This is a genomic window from Paenibacillus taihuensis (assembly GCF_003386535.1).
Taxonomy (GTDB): Bacteria; Bacillota; Bacilli; order Paenibacillales; family Paenibacillaceae; genus Paenibacillus_Z; species Paenibacillus_Z taihuensis.
Genome location: NZ_QTTN01000020.1, coordinates 60,022 through 77,298, shown reverse-complemented (window position 1 = coordinate 77,298; position 17,277 = coordinate 60,022). Strand labels below are relative to the sequence as shown.

General features: G+C 53.2%; 13 protein-coding genes. 11 read left to right on the top strand and 2 right to left on the bottom strand.

The features are described from left to right. Positions 1-37 precede the first annotated feature (37 nt). From A8990_RS17170 to A8990_RS17160, 3 genes are all read left to right on the top strand, one after another. Complete coding sequence (locus A8990_RS17170) at positions 38-1,423, top strand: extracellular solute-binding protein (RefSeq protein WP_116190275.1); 1,386 nt, start codon at positions 38-40, stop codon at positions 1,421-1,423. A 99-nt stretch (positions 1,424-1,522) separates the two neighbouring features. After that, positions 1,523-2,404 carry a carbohydrate ABC transporter permease gene (locus A8990_RS17165; protein ID WP_116190274.1) on the top strand — a complete coding sequence of 294 codons (882 nt, stop codon included), beginning with the start codon at positions 1,523-1,525 and terminating at the stop codon, positions 2,402-2,404. A 26-nt stretch (positions 2,405-2,430) separates the two neighbouring features. Next, positions 2,431-3,309 carry a carbohydrate ABC transporter permease gene (locus A8990_RS17160; RefSeq protein ID WP_116190319.1) on the top strand — a complete coding sequence of 293 codons (879 nt, stop codon included), beginning with the start codon at positions 2,431-2,433 and terminating at the stop codon, positions 3,307-3,309. 844 nt (positions 3,310-4,153) lie between these two features. On the opposite strand, the gene A8990_RS17155 is transcribed toward A8990_RS17160, so the two are convergent. Both A8990_RS17155 and A8990_RS32750 read right to left on the bottom strand, forming a co-directional pair. Then, on the bottom strand, positions 4,154-4,912 hold the full coding sequence (locus tag A8990_RS17155) for a nucleotidyltransferase domain-containing protein (protein ID WP_181909635.1): 759 nt from the start codon (positions 4,910-4,912) through the stop codon (positions 4,154-4,156). Further along, positions 4,870-5,388, bottom strand: a complete 519-nt coding sequence (locus A8990_RS32750; protein ID WP_425463915.1) for an HAD family hydrolase — start codon at positions 5,386-5,388, stop codon at positions 4,870-4,872. The genes A8990_RS17155 and A8990_RS32750 overlap by 43 nt, the downstream gene beginning before the upstream one ends. Here A8990_RS32750 and A8990_RS17145 point away from each other — a divergent pair. From A8990_RS17145 to A8990_RS17105, 8 genes are all read left to right on the top strand, one after another. Next, positions 5,278-5,955, top strand: a complete 678-nt coding sequence (locus tag A8990_RS17145) for a GH32 C-terminal domain-containing protein (protein WP_425463914.1) — start codon at positions 5,278-5,280, stop codon at positions 5,953-5,955. The genes A8990_RS32750 and A8990_RS17145 overlap by 111 nt on opposite strands. Before the next feature lie 197 nt (positions 5,956-6,152). Next, complete coding sequence (locus A8990_RS17135) at positions 6,153-7,115, top strand: ABC transporter permease (RefSeq protein ID WP_116190269.1); 963 nt, start codon at positions 6,153-6,155, stop codon at positions 7,113-7,115. A gap of 16 nt (positions 7,116-7,131) precedes the next feature. Then, positions 7,132-8,019: a carbohydrate ABC transporter permease gene (locus A8990_RS17130; protein WP_116190268.1), complete on the top strand. Its 888-nt coding sequence runs from the start codon at positions 7,132-7,134 to the stop codon at positions 8,017-8,019. A gap of 81 nt (positions 8,020-8,100) precedes the next feature. Continuing rightward, positions 8,101-9,855: an extracellular solute-binding protein gene (locus A8990_RS17125; protein ID WP_181909633.1), complete on the top strand. Its 1,755-nt coding sequence runs from the start codon at positions 8,101-8,103 to the stop codon at positions 9,853-9,855. An 84-nt stretch (positions 9,856-9,939) separates the two neighbouring features. After that, positions 9,940-11,550 carry a response regulator transcription factor gene (locus A8990_RS17120; protein ID WP_181909632.1) on the top strand — a complete coding sequence of 537 codons (1,611 nt, stop codon included), beginning with the start codon at positions 9,940-9,942 and terminating at the stop codon, positions 11,548-11,550. Next, complete coding sequence (locus A8990_RS17115) at positions 11,528-13,348, top strand: sensor histidine kinase (protein ID WP_181909631.1); 1,821 nt, start codon at positions 11,528-11,530, stop codon at positions 13,346-13,348. Before A8990_RS17120 ends, A8990_RS17115 begins: the two co-directional genes overlap by 23 nt. A 144-nt stretch (positions 13,349-13,492) precedes the next feature. Continuing rightward, entirely contained in the window at positions 13,493-15,655 is a 2,163-nt protein-coding gene (locus A8990_RS17110; protein WP_116190264.1) for an ADP-ribosylglycohydrolase family protein, read from the top strand. 253 nt (positions 15,656-15,908) lie between these two features. Further along, positions 15,909-17,246: an ABC transporter substrate-binding protein gene (locus A8990_RS17105; protein WP_116190263.1), complete on the top strand. Its 1,338-nt coding sequence runs from the start codon at positions 15,909-15,911 to the stop codon at positions 17,244-17,246. The last annotated feature ends 31 nt before the right edge of the window (positions 17,247-17,277 follow it).

Sequence of the window (17,277 nt, the reverse complement as noted above, 5' to 3'; positions counted from 1 at the left end):
ACATCCTTCATACACGTTTAAGGGGGATTTTCATCTTATGAAGAGCAAGATTTTGACGCTTGGCACCCTGCTTATCGCTACGACGCTTGTTGTAACCGCTTGCGGCGGCAACTCGGGCAATAATAATGCGGCTAACAGCTCCGCGGGCACGGACAATAGCGCATCCGATTCGTCGAATGCGAATGCATCCTCGGGCAATTCGAATTCCGGCGCAGCATCGGACGAGAAGATTACGCTGAAGATGATGCACCTGTGGCCGGACGGCAGCAACTCCGCGCAGAACAAGATGGTCACGGATATTATTAGCGAGTACGAGAAAGCGAACCCGAACGTAACGATCGATACCGAAGTGCTTGAGAACGAACAATACAAGAACAAGCTGAAGGTGCTCTCCGCATCGAACGACCTTCCGGATGTCGGCTTCACTTGGGCGGCCGGCTTCATGGACCCTTATGTAAACGGCAACATGTTCGCACCGGTAGACGATCTGCTTCAAGGCGAACTGAAGGATAAGTTCGTAGCGGGCACAACCGAAGCTTATTCCTTCGGCGGCAAGACGTACGCGCTTCCAGTGGAGCTGAACATCGTTCCTGTTTACTACAACAAAGAGATTTTCGCCAAATATAACTTGCAAGCGCCAAAAACACTGGATGAGCTGAAGACGGTCATCAAGACGCTGAACGACAACAATGTGACTCCGATCACGCTCGGCGGCAAAGACGCTTGGCCGTCCTCGTTCTGGTACATGTACCTGGCTGACCGGATCGGCGGTCCGGACGTGATGGATAAGGCGGTTGCGAGCAACGACTTCAACGATCCAGCCTTGCTCGATGCGGCGAAGCAAGCGCAAGAGCTTGTGAACATGAACGCGTTCGTCAAAGGCTACAACGGCTTGTCCAACGAAGAAGCGAAGGCGCTGTTCATGAACGAGAAAGCGGCGATGTTCGCGATGGGTACATGGGAAGTGCCGAACTACACCACTTCGCCGGACGTACCGCAAGCGTTCAAGGATAAGATCGGCTACTTCAAGTTCCCGACCGTCGATGGCGGCAAAGGCAATGTGGATGATTGGGTAGGCGGACCGGGCGTAGGTTTGTTCGTATCCCAGAACTCGAAGCATGTGGATGAAGCGAAGAAATTCGTCAGCTTCTTCGTACAGAAGTGGGGCGAGCACTCCGTAACGGACGCTGGCGTTATCCCGGCTACGAAAGTCGATACGTCTACTGTGAAGCTTCCGCCGATGTTCATCGATCTGCTGAACGAGTTGAACAAAGCGAGCAAAGTCACGCTCTACCTCGATACCCAGATGAAACCTGGCGCATCCGACGCGCATCATAACCTGGTGCAGGCGCTGCTCGGCAAAGCGGTAACACCGGATGAGTTTATTAAGAAGCAAGATGAAGCACTGAAGGCAGGCAAGTAATTTTCTAATAAAAAGAACGTCATGCTTAGGAAGGGCGCATTCGCAGCTTGCGGCTGCGCCTTTCCCATGCATGGACAACAGCAGGAGGCCATGACAGCGATGAATACAGTCATGTCGAATAAACGAATTATTGCGCTCTACGTCCTGCCGTCCCTGTTCCTCATTCTTGCGATCATCTATGTACCGATTGTATTGACGGGATATTACGGCTTAATGAATTGGAACGGCATCGGCAAACCGAGCTATATCGGGCTCGCGAATTACAAGACGCTTATGCATGACAGCGTGTTCTGGCACAGCACGTTTCACTCGTTGTTGTTCGCGCTGCTCTCCACTCTATGTTTGATCCTCTACCTGGCAGTTGCGCTTGTGTTATCCGGGAAGATCCGGGGAGCTAATCTGCTTCGTAAAATCTATCTGATCCCGATGCTGCTCTCTTCCGTCGCGATTGCGCAGCTGTGGCTGAAGGTGTATCACCCGACTAATGGCATATTGAACGGGCTTCTGGAGAAGCTTGGTTTTCATCATACGCCGGAATGGCTGGCAGATCCGCATATTGTGCTCTATGCGATCTTTATCCCGATTCTGTGGCAGTTCGCCGGCTTCTACATTCTGATCTACTACGCGGCGCTTAAGAATATCCCGGCTTCGCTCGTGGAAGCGGCGAAGATCGATGGCGCGAACGCGCTGCAGGTGGCGCTGCGCATCAAGCTGCCTTTGATTTCGGAGGTGATCAAGGTCACGATCGTGCTGGCTGTTGTCGGCTCTTTGAAATATTTTGACCTCATCTATGTCATGACAGACGGCGGTCCGAACCAGGCCAGTGAAGTGATGGCATCGTACATGTACCATAAAGCGTTCCGCGAGTTTGACTTTGGCTATGGCAGCGCGATTGGCTTCTTCCTGCTCATCATCTGTCTGGTTGCAACTTGGGTCATTCGCCGTCTGACAGCGACGAAAGATACCATTCAATATTCATAATACAGGAGGCGATTCACTTGCCAAGCATGAGTACAGCGATTCGTCCCCGTACGGAAGAAGCAGTCTCCGCACGAACGCTTAGCAGCTCGATTGGATACGGCGTTCTCTATGTCGTATTGGCGGCGACTGCAGTGCTGCAGCTGCTTCCGCTTCTCTGGCTGCTGCTCTTCTCGCTGAAGAACAACCAAGAGATTTTTAACCTGTCGCCGTTTGCATTGCCGAAGACGCTGCACTGGAGCAACTACTCCACCGTTTGGGAGCAGGGCAGCATCGGCCGATATTTCTTCAATAGCTTGTGGATTACGGTTGTATCCGTCGTGCTTACGATTCTGCTCGCCAACTTCGTGACGTTCGCGATGACGCGGATGAAGTGGAAGCTGAGCGGCATCGTGCTCGGGCTGTTCATGATCGGCATGATGATTCCCGTTCATTCGACGCTTATACCGTTGTTCAGCTTATTTAAGAAAGTGCATCTGACCGATTCGCAGCTCAGCATCGTGCTGTCATATATCGCGTTCAACCTGCCGCTGACGATTATGATCCTGATGGGCTTCTACATGGCGCTCCCGAAGGAAGTGGAAGAGGCGTCGATCATGGACGGCTGCAGCGTGAACCGGATGTTCTTCCGGATCATTCTGCCGATGACCGCATCCGTAAGCGTGACGGCGGCAATTATTAACATGATCTATAACTGGAACGAGTTCATATTCGTCAACACGTTCCTGAGCGATGATTCGAAGAAGACGCTGACCGTTGGCATCCAGAACTTCGTTGGCCAGTATACGACGAATTGGGGCGCGATCGGCGCGACGCTGATGATTAGCATTCTGCCGATACTCGTCATCTTCTTCCTGCTGAGCAATCGGATCGTGGAAGGCATTGCGGCTGGATCCGTAAAAGGGTAATTGGATGAAGGATGGATGGGACGAGACCCGTACGCGGGGAAAAAGCAAGAAACGCAGCCGTTTTCGCGGCTGCGTTTTTTTGTACGGTTTGGGGGCGGCGGAGGCGGGGCTGAGAGTCGGAAAATCCGTCTCTCGCGGGCGAAAAGCGCCGGATTTAGAGCTGAGAGTCGGGAAAATCGACTCTCAGGTGTACACAGGCGTATCTCGCTCTCTTTTTCAGTTGCGAGAGTCGGAAAATCCGACTCTCGCGCCCGAGAAGCGCCGGATTATAGCTGAGAGTCGGATATTCCGACTCTCAAGTTTACTTCGGGACTGCCGATGTCATCTACGGTCCCCAACATCCAGATATTAGGGTAACTATGAAGCTATGTTGGGTTAATCCGCTTATGTTCGGCAGAATGGGCCGATTTCGCCGCTTTTTGAGCAAAAATGAGTGGATTTTAGATTTTTCCACTATAGCTACCGGAAACTGCCTACATCGCCTTTCCATGTTGGATTTATCCAACATAGCCTCCGAGTTCGCAGGTAGAAGGAGGGCGGACTGCCGAAAATATCGCAGGGGGAGGGGCGTGCGGCTGGCCCGAAAAGCTAAGATGGTATGGAGGGCTGGCGCTCGGGGAAGCGAGGATGGGCACGGGAGTGACAGGCGGTCGGGAAAGCAAAGATCGCATGGAAGGGGCGGATAGTCGGAAAGGTAGGACCGTATGATAGCTCTTCGCTCTTCGGTATAAAGTTTACGGAACTGCGCTACAATGCGGACGGGACGATCCAAACGATCGACCCGTAGGGGAAACGCAAGAAACGCAGCCGGTTCACGGCCGCGTTTTTATTCTCCTGATTGTGCCTAGGCTTTCCATGATTCCTTCATCCATCCGCCAATAGGCTCCAGAACATAACGGCAAATCGTTTCTAATTCGTTCTGAGTCCCGATTGAAGAAAGACACTGCTCAAGCAATTCTGCCATTCTGGAATCACGAGCATATATTTCTTCGAGTTGGTATTTGGGCTTTACCGACCACCAACCACGGATCCGGAATATAGCTTCCATGCAATTTTGCAGGATCGCTATCGATAGCCACAGTCTTTCCTGAGTGTCGATTTTATCGCAGTAATCTTCCCATATGTCGGTGAGCTGTACTCTGATTTTTCTCAATTCCTCGGTAGAGGGGGGCTGAGGACCTTCGTAATATAGTTGATCAGCTAATTGCTTCAAGCCTCTCCACTGATCGCTATCACCAATTAAGCATGTGCCGGTAGCAAGCATGACGGTAATCGTTGCCAAGTTCCCTTTGCGTTCATATTCATTAACGACATGTTCATACCATGACCACGGCGCGAGCATTAGCTGGAACTCGCGACCCTGATACGCGATGCTTTCCCTTTGGAAGCTTGCGAATGAACCGATATAGCACAAGTCGATGTCGCTGAGCATTGTTGCTTTTCCGGTAGCATAGGAACCACACAGGATAACGGTCTCTACGTTCGTTCGGCTCAGTAGGTCCTCGTGCAAAAACTCGTGAATGAAGTCTTCAATATGGAGCAGTATCGAATCACTCCCTTCTATTGCGAGTCTTGATCTGCGAGAATCGCGCGAAGCTCGCATAAAGCACGTATCGTTCGGAACGGGGCTGGTTGAACCTCCGCATTGCGTCTGGCTTCTCCGCTGGGATTGACCCATATCCCCCGAATGCCGAGCTGCTGGGGAGCGTCAATCTCCCATTCGTAATTGTCGCCGACCATCCAGGTTTCGTCGGCGCAAGTGTCAAGCTGATTCAACGCATGTTGATAAATGAAGTGGTCGGGCTTGCCGTGACCAAATTCTTCTTCAATGAGAATGCAGTCGAAGTTTCGCCTAAAGATGCCGTTCGCTATTATACGGGCACGCTGAACGACGACTTTACGTTCACGCCCGAGCATCATGGCGTGCTCGACCCCGGCGGCTGGGAAGGGTTCTACGCGCCGAATGTCATGGAGGACGGCAAGGGGCGAAAACTGCTGTGGGCATGGATGCCGGAAGTGGCGCGCGGAGCGTTTGAAGACGCGAAAGGCTGGGCTGGAGCGCTTACCGTTCCGCGGCAGCTGTCTCTGACAGCGGACGGCAGACTCCGTATGGATCCGGTGCCGGAGCTGCAGCGGCTGCGCGGACCATGCGAGCGCTTAAGCGGATTGATCCTTTGCGCAGGTGCTGATGAGGGAGACGCTGCTCTCGCCAACGCGGGCTCCGCCTGCTTGCTGCAAACGAGAGGGCGGGCATTGGAGCTGCTTGCGGAGATTGAGCTTATCGACGCGAATGCATCCTTCGGGTTCAAGCTGCTGCACACGGATAATGATGAAGAGTGCACAGTTATCGTGTTCGAGCCGGAGCAGCGCAGCTTTCATGTGGATCGTACTCGCTCAAGCTTGTCGCCGTCGACGCATAAGGCGGAGCTTCGAGGGGAGATCGATTGGGCGGCGGGGAGTACCGTGAAGGTGCATATGTTGCTGGATTATTCCTTGCTCGAGGTTTTTGCAGGCTATGACTCCTGTCTGTCAGCACGAATGTATCCGCTCTTGGAGGAGAGCGACAGAGTCACTGTATTCGCGAGGAAAGGCAGCGTATCGTTCCGGTCGCTGCAGGTGTGGGCGATTCGCTCGATTTGGCCATAACGGCCAAGGAGACGGATGTGTTCCCCAAAAAAGAACGTTTTCAAGCACGAATGTCCGGTAATTTGGATGTTCCCTCGCAAAAGAGTGAGCTATGATGAATACATCAAATTGAATCCGCTTACAAGGCTGGCGCAGATCGGTTTCTGCTTGGAAGTAGACTGTGCGGTTAGAGAGGAACTAGAGAGGATGACCGAACGATGAATCATGTTCCGAGCGGACTGGTGCCAGGTGCTCCGAGAGCACAACAACAAAGCAGTGCTTGGAGGAAGATCAAGAAGCAGAAGATCTTGCTGCTGTTCTGCGTGCCGTTCGCCGTCTGGGCGGCCATATTCTGCTATGCGCCGATTTGGGGCTGGATCATGGCCTTCCAGGATTACAATGCGGGCAAAGGCATTATGGGGAGCCCGTGGGTCGGCTTGAAGCATTTCCGGACGTTCTTCCAGGAAGAGATGCTGTATACACTGCTGCGCAACACGATCGCAATCAGCGTCTTGAATATCGTGGTCGGAACGATCGGAGCGGTATCGCTTGCGCTGCTGCTAAATGAAGTGAAAGGCGTCTTCTTCAAGCGGACCGTTCAGACCATATCCTATTTGCCTTACTTCATCTCGTATGTCGTCGTCGCCAACCTGTTCTTGACGCTCCTCTCCCCGACGGACGGGACGGTAAACCGGATTCTGATGAAGCTCGGCCTGATCGACGAGCCGATTTTCTTCTTTGGGGAGCCGCACCTATTCTGGTTTCTCGTCGTGTTTATAAACGTTTGGAAGAGCATCGGATGGGATGCCATCATCTACATTGCGGCGATGTCGGCGGTCGATACCGAGTTGTACGACGCGGCCAGCGTCGATGGCGCGGGACGATGGAGAAAAATGTGGCACATTACGCTCCCATGCATTCGCCCGACCATTGTCGTGCTGCTCATTCTCAGCACCAGCGGGATCTTGAGTGCAGGTTTTGATCCGTCCTATTTGCTGGGTAACCCAATGGTATACGAGTATTCCGAGGTTATCGATACGTACGTGTACCGCATGGGTCTTGGCAACGCGATGTATTCCTACGCAACGGCAATCGGCCTGTTCCGGTTGATCGTATCCTTGATTCTTCTGTATCTCGTCAACCGGATCGCGAAGAAGCTCGGCGAAGAAAACGTGCTGTGAAGAGAGGGCGAAAGCGATGAAACAAAGATGGCAAGATACTCTGTTCGATGTATGCAATATCGGCTTCCTTACGCTGCTGATGATTGTGACGCTGTATCCGTTTCTGCATGTGCTGGCGTTCTCGCTGAACGATGCCGTCGATTCCATGCGCGGAGGTCTAACGGTCTGGCCGAGGAAATTTACGTTCGCGAACTACGGCGTTATTTTCCGGTACGATGCGCTGATTGACGCTTCCGTCATGAGCGTGCTGCGCACCGCAGCTGGCACGTTATCCTCGGTGTTATGCACGGCCATGCTAGCCTATTCACTCACGAAGAAGGAACTGCTCGGCTTCAAGTTTTTCAATTCGTTCTTTATTCTGACGATGTTCTTATACGGCGGCCTTATACCAACCTTCATTCTGTTCAAGACGATTCACCTTTACAATACGTTCTGGGTATACATTATTCCGGGCTTGATCAGCGCGTTCAACATGATATTGCTCCGCACAAACTTCAAGACGATTCCCGATGCGCTGATCGAATCCGCTTATATCGACGGCGCGAACGATCTGTACGTGTTCTTCCGAATCATTCTGCCCTTGTCCACGCCTATTCTCGCCACGATCGGCTTGTTCGTCGCCGTCGGCCAATGGAATTCCTGGCAGGATACGCTCTTCTTCACCGTGAACGACAAGCTGCAAACGCTCCAATATGTGCTGATGAAAATATTGAATCAGACCGAAGCCGGAGCGATGATTAACCAGATGAAGGCTAGTCTGGCCCGCCGCGGCATGGTCAAGGTTACGCCGGATGCGGTGAAGATGGCGATTACGATGGTGGCGACAGTGCCGATTCTGTGCGTCTACCCGTTCATTCAGAAATATTTTGTCAAAGGCATGCTTATCGGCTCCGTCAAAGGCTAGGCTGGCGCAATAAGGCTGTTCGTCCTCGCAGAGGGCTGTAAATAGCAAAGGATGCTTTTATTCACTTGGGGGAGGTTTCATATGAGAAAAGCAAGCAATCGGGGAAGGAAAATGTCTGGCCTGCTGTTGAGCGCATGCATGATGCTCACCATCGCGGCGGGCTGCTCCGGCAACAGTGGAACGACGAACAACGCGCAGCCATCCAATACTTCTGGCGGCACAGCGAATACAAACGCGCCTGCGCTCGAGGGCGATATGTCCACTTGGCCGGATGCGGAGTTCAGCGTGATGCTTCCTTACCCGGATACGCAGATCGCTGCGGATGACGCGCCGATCGTGAAGCAGGTGTACGATAAGACGAAGGTTCATCTGAAGCTTGAGGTGCCGCCTTCCAACGCGGATGAGAAGCTGAACATTATGCTGGCAAGCGGGGAATACCCGGACGCCCTTGTCATTACCAATCCGGCAATGGCACAGAAGTTCATCGATGCGGGCCATGTCATTCCCCTTGATGAATTGTTCGACAAGTACGGCGGACAGATCAAGGAGAACTTGAGCTCGGCCTGGAATCAGCTGAAGAGCCCGGACGGCAAGATCTACCGCATTCCTTCCGGCTATATTATGCCTGGCGCGGAACGCATGCTGGAGACGGGACTTAGCTTCCAGTTTCTGACGAACGTCCTGGAGGCCAAAGGCTGGTACAAGCCGCAGACGTTCGACGATACGACGGCTCTGCTGAAAGAAGTGAAGGAGAAGTACCCGCAGTACATTCCGATGTCGCTGGCACTGGGAGCCGAGGGCTTCTTCCAAAATATGATCAAGACACTCGCCGGCGCCGAAGGCGTGCGGGTATACGGCGATTACGTATGGACGCAGGACGACAAGCTGATGTATAAATTCAAGGATCCGGGCATCCGCCATGCGCTGCAGTGGGTGAACCAGCTTTATCAGCAAGGGCTGCTCGACAAGGAATCCGCGGTTCAGAACATGGACGGCTTGAAGGCCAAGATGGCGTCGGAGAAGGTATTCTCTTCCATCGGGCATTGGTTTGACAATATGTACGAGGCGAACAGCATCTTCACGCAGGATAAAAAGCCGTTCCGCTTTAAATATTTCTTGCTGAAAGCGGATGCAAACGTCGCGAGGACGACCTATGACGAATACGGTGCAAACTACGATACGGGCATCTATATAACGAAGAAAATGAAGGACCCTGCGCGCTTCATGCAGTTCGTCAATTACCTCAACACCCAGGAGGGCAACCTGCTGCAAAAAGGAGTCATCAACTATGATGGCGAAGACAAAGAGGGCTACGATTACTATACGTCCGTAGAAGACGGAAAGAAGGTCATTCTCAGCACGACCTTCCAAGTGAACGGCTGGCAGAATGACGAGCTGTTCGCGACGAAGCGCGGCCTCGGCACATTCGGTTTCCTGACGTTCAGCACGGATATGAACGAGCATCCGAGCTTCACGTACCATTACTCGAAGAAGGAATTGGACTTCTCGATGTGGATGGACGACGAGCAGAAGCGTGCCAATGAAGGCTTCGGCGAGAAAGGGACGGATTGGATCGAGGAAGGACGCAGCACAGGCTGGGATTCTTCCGATATTTCGGGCCTGAACTTCAAGCCGGAGAGCGACGAATTCATCGCGTCGACGAAAGTGAATCAATATGCGTACAATACCATTGTGAAGCTGCTGTTATCCGCAAATGATGCAGAATTCGACAAGGGCTACGACGCATTTTTGAAAAAAGCGGACGACATGGGCATCGGCAAAGCCGAGGCTGCGATGAACCAGCTGTATCAGGAACGTAAAGCGAGCTGGAAATAAGATTGCATATGGGCGGAAGAGGCTCCGGTTGCGCCGACGGGAGTCTCTTACGCCCATATGCAATTAGGGCTGGGAGGGAGCAGCGTGATCAAATTATTTATCGTTGACGACGAGGATATGGAACGCGAGGGCATTCGTTCGTTATTCGACTGGAAGCAATTCGGCGTGACGGTGATCGGGGAGGCGTGGAACGGCCATGCTGCGCTCGAAGCGCTTGAGCATGAGGAGCCTGACCTTGTTATTACGGACGTGCGGATGCCTGGCATGAACGGCTTGCAGTTTGCCAGCAGGCTGAAGCGCATGTACCCGAATGTCAAATACATCTTCATCAGCGGGTATGAGGACTTTGATGCGGCGCGCAACGCCGTGGATGTTAACGCCGTCGCCTACTTAATGAAGCCGATCAATAAAGAGACGCTTATGCAGACGATTGCGGGAGCGATCGGCCGAATCGAGGAGGAGAAGCATCGCGTACAGGAAGGGGATAAGCTGAGGCACCAGGTGGAAGAGAACATGCCGGTTCTGAGAGAGCAGCTGCTGCGGGATTTGCTGCTCGGCATCGAGCCGGTTGACGGCGAACGTACGATCCAGCAGGCGCAATCGTTCGGCCTTGCGCTGCCGACGAGCCGAACCGCGGTTATGATACTGAAGGTGAAGGAGCTCTCGCCGGACAGCGAGGAAGCAGAACCGCTTAAAGCGGTTACTGTACATCGGGAATTGAGCCGGATCATTCAGGAGGAGACGGGCTTGCCCGCCGTCATGACCCGAGAGGGCGAGTATACGGTGCTTGTCCCCAGTTCGCCGATTCTGTCGCCGGAAGAAGCGGAGGAGCATGTGGAACAGCTGGCTGCGAGCTGGATGCAGCAGCTGAATCGGACAACGGGATTGACGTACGCGATTGGCATTGCTCTGGCCGAGGACGGCATTCGCAGCTGCCACCGTTATTGCCGTTTGGCAAGAATGGCGGCCAGCCGCAGCATGTACTCGGATGTGCCGAGCGTGATGTGGCACGAAGATCACGAAGACAGCCGGGACGAATTCCCGATTGCCCTGCATCGTTCCAAAGAAGAGCTGACGGAGGCGATTATAACCTCTGATACGGAAAAGATCGAAGCGATCATCCGTGCTTGCTTCCAAAATAAAGCTATGAAGAAGGAGCAAGCGTGGTTCGTCGCCGTCGATCTCCTGACGACGGCGCTGCATACGCTGGCCGAGAAGAGAGAACTGATGAAGGCCGCATTCGAGCAGGAGAAGGCGCCATGGGATAAATTAATGCATATGGAGACGATAGATTCGCTGGTATCGTGGGTCATCGTTTATGTGCAAAACATTTCAGAGCTGATCCGTAAAAATCAAGGCAACAAACACGAGCATATCGTGCAAACCATCAAGCAGTGGGTCAAAAGCGAATATATGACGGACATAACGATCGATTCCATTGCATCCCGCGTTTTTCTGGCACCGGGATACGTCCGAAAGCTGTTCAAGAACCAGACGGGCATGACGCTTAAGGAATATATCGTGCAAACCCGGATGAAATGCGCGAGCGAGCTGCTTCGTCAGCCGGAACGCAAAGTTAACGAAGTCGCTGCCGCCGTCGGCTATGAGAATGTATCCTATTTTTGCGCCGTTTTCAAAAGCTTCTACGGCCTGTCACCGGGGGAATTTAAAGATGCGTATCATTTCCTGGCTTAGAAGCTTGCCGGATTTGACGGCTAATCGGGTCAGGCTGAAACCGAAGCTGATCGCCTCCTATCTGGTCGCTGCTTTTCTGCCGCTGCTGTGCATGGGCTTCTTCTTGATGCACAAGGCGAACCAAATTATCGAGAACCAGACCAACCGGACTTACGGCATCTCCATGCAGCAGCTGATGTACAACATGGAAACCAGGCTGGCTTCCTACGAGGAGCTATCCAATCATTTCTACTTCGATACGAATTTAAATCTGGACCTTCAGAAGGATTACAGCGATAGCACGAATGTGGATATCTTTGAAGTTGAACGGGAGTTCATCGAACGGGTAAAGGTGCTGCTTAAGTTCAAGAATGACCTGCGCACGGTCAGTATTTACTTTCACAATCCTTCTCTATATAACGCCAAGCCTTATTTGACTTTGGCCGATGATAAAATTACGAGCCAGCTCGGCTTTCAGAGAGCTTCCGCTTCAAGTTATAAGGGATATTGGGGCAGAGTGAAGTCCGTTCCCGACGGCAACGTATATTGGGATGTCGAGCTAAGACGAACGGAAAAAACGACCCGCGTGTTCAGCTATAACCGGCCGCTGGAGTTCTATACGGATCATCAGTCCGTAGGTCTGCTTTCGATCGAAATCAAGGAGTCGGATTTGTATTCGCTGCTGGCCAAGGAGGGTATGGACAAGGGGATCTATCTCATCGAGTCCGACGGAACGATTATAACGTCAAATGACCGGGCGAGCCTGGGCAAGCAAATGGCTGGAGATGTAATGCACCGTATTACAGGAAAGGCAAGCGGCGATTTTCTGCTGAACCGAAGCGAGAACGACCATGTGAAGGTGATGTACAACGAATTGTCCAACGGCTGGAGAATGGTGTATATGATTCCGGTTAACCGTTTGCTTCAGGAAACAAAGGACATGCGGAATTATGGCCTGTTATTTATCATCGGCAGCGCTGTCTTGTCCGTGGTCCTTATCGTTCTTGTTTCCAATTTGATTCTGTCCCGTATGATGATTCTGCTGAAACGGATCCAGCGTATGCGTAACGGGGAAATCGAGACCGGGCGGTTCGTCAGCGGGAAGGACGAAATCGCCGTTCTGGACCATAGCTTCAATCAAATGGCGGAGCGCATGAAATATTTGATCGACGAAGTATTCACGCTCAGCATCAAGAAGAAGGAAGCGGAACTGACCGCGCTGCAAAGTCAGATCAATCCGCATTTTCTCTACAATACATTGTCCACGGTCAGCTGGCTGGGAAGGAAGAACGGCAACGAGGACGTATGCGAAATCGTGGAGAGCTTGGCAAAGTTCTACCGCATCTCTTTAAGCAAAGGGAAGGATATTATCACGATGCGGGAAGAGTTTGAATGCATTATGGCTTATATCGACATTCAGCGATATCGCCTCAAAAACCGCATCCGGCCAATCTATGCGTTGGATGACGGGATTATGGACGCGTCCGTGCTAAAGCTGATTCTTCAGCCGATTGTCGAGAACGCTATTCTGCACGGACTTGGGCACGAGAAGGAGCAGATTACGATTCTGATCAAGGGCGGTTATCGGAACGGTGCCGTGCAGCTTGAGGTCATCGACGACGGAATAGGCATGACGCATGAAGTGTCGGCTTCGCTGCTTGGCGAGCAAGCGCATGCCGCGCAGAGGAGCGGCTACGGATTGCGAAATGTCAACGAGCGAATCAAGCTGCATTTCGGGCGGGATTACGGCCTGACGGTGAACAGCATTCCCGGTGCAGGTACGACGGTCATTATTCGCTTGCCTTATCTGATTGAATAAAAGAGCGGTTTCGGACATAAATGTGCGGTTATTGTGATTTTTCGGCAGAGACGCCTAAGGTATGATGAGGACGATTCCACTGCCCTCGGCAGCGCTGCGGGCACGGATACATGAGCAAACGGAGTGTGAGGGGAAACGATGGCGATGAGTATTTCCGAACGGCAGGCTCTAGTGAATCATACGATACCCGAGGATTACATGGAACGGGTGTATGCAGGATGGGTAGGCAAAGTCATCGGCGTTCGTCATGGCGGCAACGTCGAAGGTTGGTCTTATGAGCAGCTCGAACGCACCTTTGGCGAAATTACAGGTTATTTGCACCACTTCCGGAACTTCGCGGCTGATGACGACACGAACGGACCGCTGTTCTTCCTGCGAGCGCTTGACGACTATACGCATACGACCGATGTAACGGCAGAGCAGATGGGACTCACCTGGCTCAATTATGCGCCGGACGGCCACGGCTTCTATTGGTGGGGCGGATACGGCAAGTCGACCGAGCATACGGCATATTTGAATTTGAAGAACGGCATTATGGCGCCGCGCTCCGGTTCGATCGAAATGAATGGAAGCGCTGTCGCGGAGCAAATAGGCGGGCAAATCTTCATTGACGCGTGGGGCCTGATCGCGCCGGGCAATCCGCCACTGGCTGCCCACTATGCGGAGAAAGTCGCCAGCGTATCGCATGACGGCAACGGCAAGTACGGCGGCATGTTCATCGCGGCCTGCATCGCAGCTGCTTTTACGGAGAAGGACGCGGAAGCGATTATCGCAGCGGGCTTGTCCGTCATTCCGTCGGATTGCGAATATGCCCGGATGACAAACGACGTAATTGCATTCTATCGCGAGCATCCGGGCAACTGGCGGGATTGCTTCAAATTCGTATTCGACAATTACGGCTATGACCGGTATCCAGGCGTCTGCCACATTATTCCGAACTCCGCCGTCATCGTCTTGTCACTGCTGTACGCTGAGGGGGATTACTCCAGAGCGATCAATATTTGCAACATGTGCGGCTGGGATACCGATTGCAACGTCGGCAACGTCGGCACGATCATGGGCGTGCTGGTCGGCTTGGAAGGCATCGACCCTTCATGGCGTAAGCCGATCAACGACTTCCTCTGCTGCTCAAGCGTCATCGGTTCCTTGAATGCGCTCGATCTGCCGTGGTGCGCCCAATACATCGCCGGGATCGGCTATCGAATCGCCGGAGCTGAGCCTGTGGAGAAATGGAAGGCGATTCTGGGCGGTGGCCAATCGAACTTCCATTTCGAGCTCCCTGGCTCAACGCATGCATTCCGCACCGATTGCGACGACCGTCAGCATCAGGTGACCAGCTTCGTCGAGAATACGACGGAAGCCGCGGCCAGCGGAGAGCGATCGTTGAAGGTCGTTTTCGACCGCGCCCGCGGTGGCGAAGGCTACCGGACCTACAGGCAAACGTACTACCGTCCGGAGGATTTCAACGACAGCCGCTACGACCCGTGTTTCTCGCCGAATTTGTACCCAGGACAAACGATCGAAGCGATGGTGTCGCTGCCCAAGGCGGAGAAGCGGACCATCCAGGCTCGTCTATACGTAAGGGACCGCAACACGGACGTTCGTCATTACGGAGAGAAGCTGACGCTTACGCCTGGCCAGTGGGAGCAATTGCGATATTCCATCCCGCCAATGGACAACGTGTGCTTGCTGGAAGCGGGCATCGAGTGGATTCCTGAAGGCGGCTGGGGGCCGCTGATCGCTTATGTGGACGATATGCGATTCTCCGGGAAGCCGGATTACGCAGTCGACTTTGCGAAGGAACGGCTGGAGAAGTGGAACGGCACTCATATCGAGGTCAGCCAGCTGACGTATTTGCGGGGCTTATGGACGTTGGACGAGGGCAAGCTGGTCGGCAGCTTCTATGGCGACTCCGCCGAAAGCTACACAGGCGATTTGCAGTGGGACGACTATCGTTTCTCGGCATCGGTCATTCCGCAGTCCGGCAGCGAGCATCGGGTGCTGTTCCGCGTGCAGGGCGGCATCCGCTCTTACGCTGCAGGCTTCTCAGAAGGCGGACGGTTCTGCCTGTACAAGAACGAGAACGGTTACCGAGAGCTTGCGAGCACCATGTTCGATTGGTCACTCGGACAATGCTATACGATTGAGATTAACGCGGCAGGCGACGCTTTTGACATCTCGGTGGATGGCACCATGCTGCTCTGCTATGAGGATAAGGACGCGCCTTACTTGAACGGCATGGTCGGCTTTGCGACCGACAAGGGAAGCCGCACACAGTTTTCGTCCTTCCGTTTCAGAGGGCAATAATACTTTCGAAAACGGCGGCGCAGCCATTCAGACTGCGCCGCCGTTTTTTTTGCGTCTTGAACAGGACCTATCTACAGCATTCGCGGACATATTTTTGCACATTTACAACCAAGCCTATCAGCTCCCTCATTCATCCAAAAATATGTCCGTCTCATCCAAAGGGATGTCATTTTTTCCGCCTCCCGATCCCGATAAGATGAGTTTCAGGAAGACGATCCGTCTTTCAACCTATCGACCAGGGGGAAACAAGAGAATGAGAAAATCGGTAAAAAGATTCGGCACGCTTTTCCTGATGTTGAATATTTCCGCGCTAGTTCTGGCTGGCTGCGGCGGCGGCAATAACGGCGGCAACAGCAATACAGCGGCTTCCGGCAATTCCAATACGACGGCAAACGCGAACTCGAATGCGCAAGCGAACGAACAGCCGGCCGAGGCGAAGGGCGAGCCGACCGAGTTCCTGTTCTGGACGCCATTCTCCGGTGCCGACGGCGCCTTCATGAAGAAGATCGTTGAGAATTACAACGCCGCTCAAGATCAATATAAAATCAAATTCGTCATTCAGCCGAACGGCGAATACTACAAGCAGCTCGATGTTGCGCTCAGCACAGGCAAGGAACGTCCGGATCTGATGATCATGCACGTGGACCAAATTCCAACTTATGTGAGCAAAGGTCAGCTGCAGCCGCTTGACGATATTGCATCAAAAGCAGGCATTAACAAGACCGACTACGTGGATGCGCCTGTTCAATACTCGACGATCGAGAACAAGTGGTACGGTATTCCGCTCGATATTCACCCGCTCGTGATGTACTACAACAAGGACCTGTTCGAGAAAGCGGGCATTACGGCGCCGCCGACGAACCGTGCCGAGTTCGATGCCGACGTCGAGAAGCTGACGGACAAGAGCAAAGGGCAATACGGTTATGTCGTACCGACGCTGTGGCCGCAGCAGTTTATTTTCCCAACGCTTGTATGGCAAAATGGCGGCGAGCTCTGGAACGGCAGCGATGTTTCGTATAACTCGCCGGAAGCCGTTGAGATGGTGCAGTGGATGCGCGGCATGGTCGACAAAGGCATCTCGCCAGGAAACGTTCAGCAAGACGGCGAGAACACGCTGTTCCTGCAAGGCAAGAACGCGATCCAATTCAACGGTCCGTGGATGAAGAGCCAATTCGACGAAGCGGGTCTGAACTACGGTATCGCGCCTGTTCCGCAGATCGGTAAAGCGAAGCAAGCGGTTTTCGCCGGCTCCCATAACTTCGCGATTCCGAAGGATGTTACCGACGCTAATGTGCTCGCCGGTATCGGCGATTTCTTGAAGTATGTGGCTTCGAACTCCCTCGACTGGGCAAAATCCGGCCAGGCGCTCGCAGCGAAGCCGATGCTGGAAAGCGCGGACTTCAAAGCGCTGCCGCAAAGCTCGATCGCAGACAGCTTCTCCTATGTGCAATTCGCGCCGAACGTACTGAACTGGGGCAAAATTTCCGACCCGATCTGGGGCGAGCTGAGCAGCGCGCTGCTAGGCAAGAAGGACCCTCAGAAAGCGCTCGACGACGCTGCAGCGAAATCCAAGCAAGCGATGAAGAAGTAATCGATCATTCAAGAGGCAGACGGGAACGAGA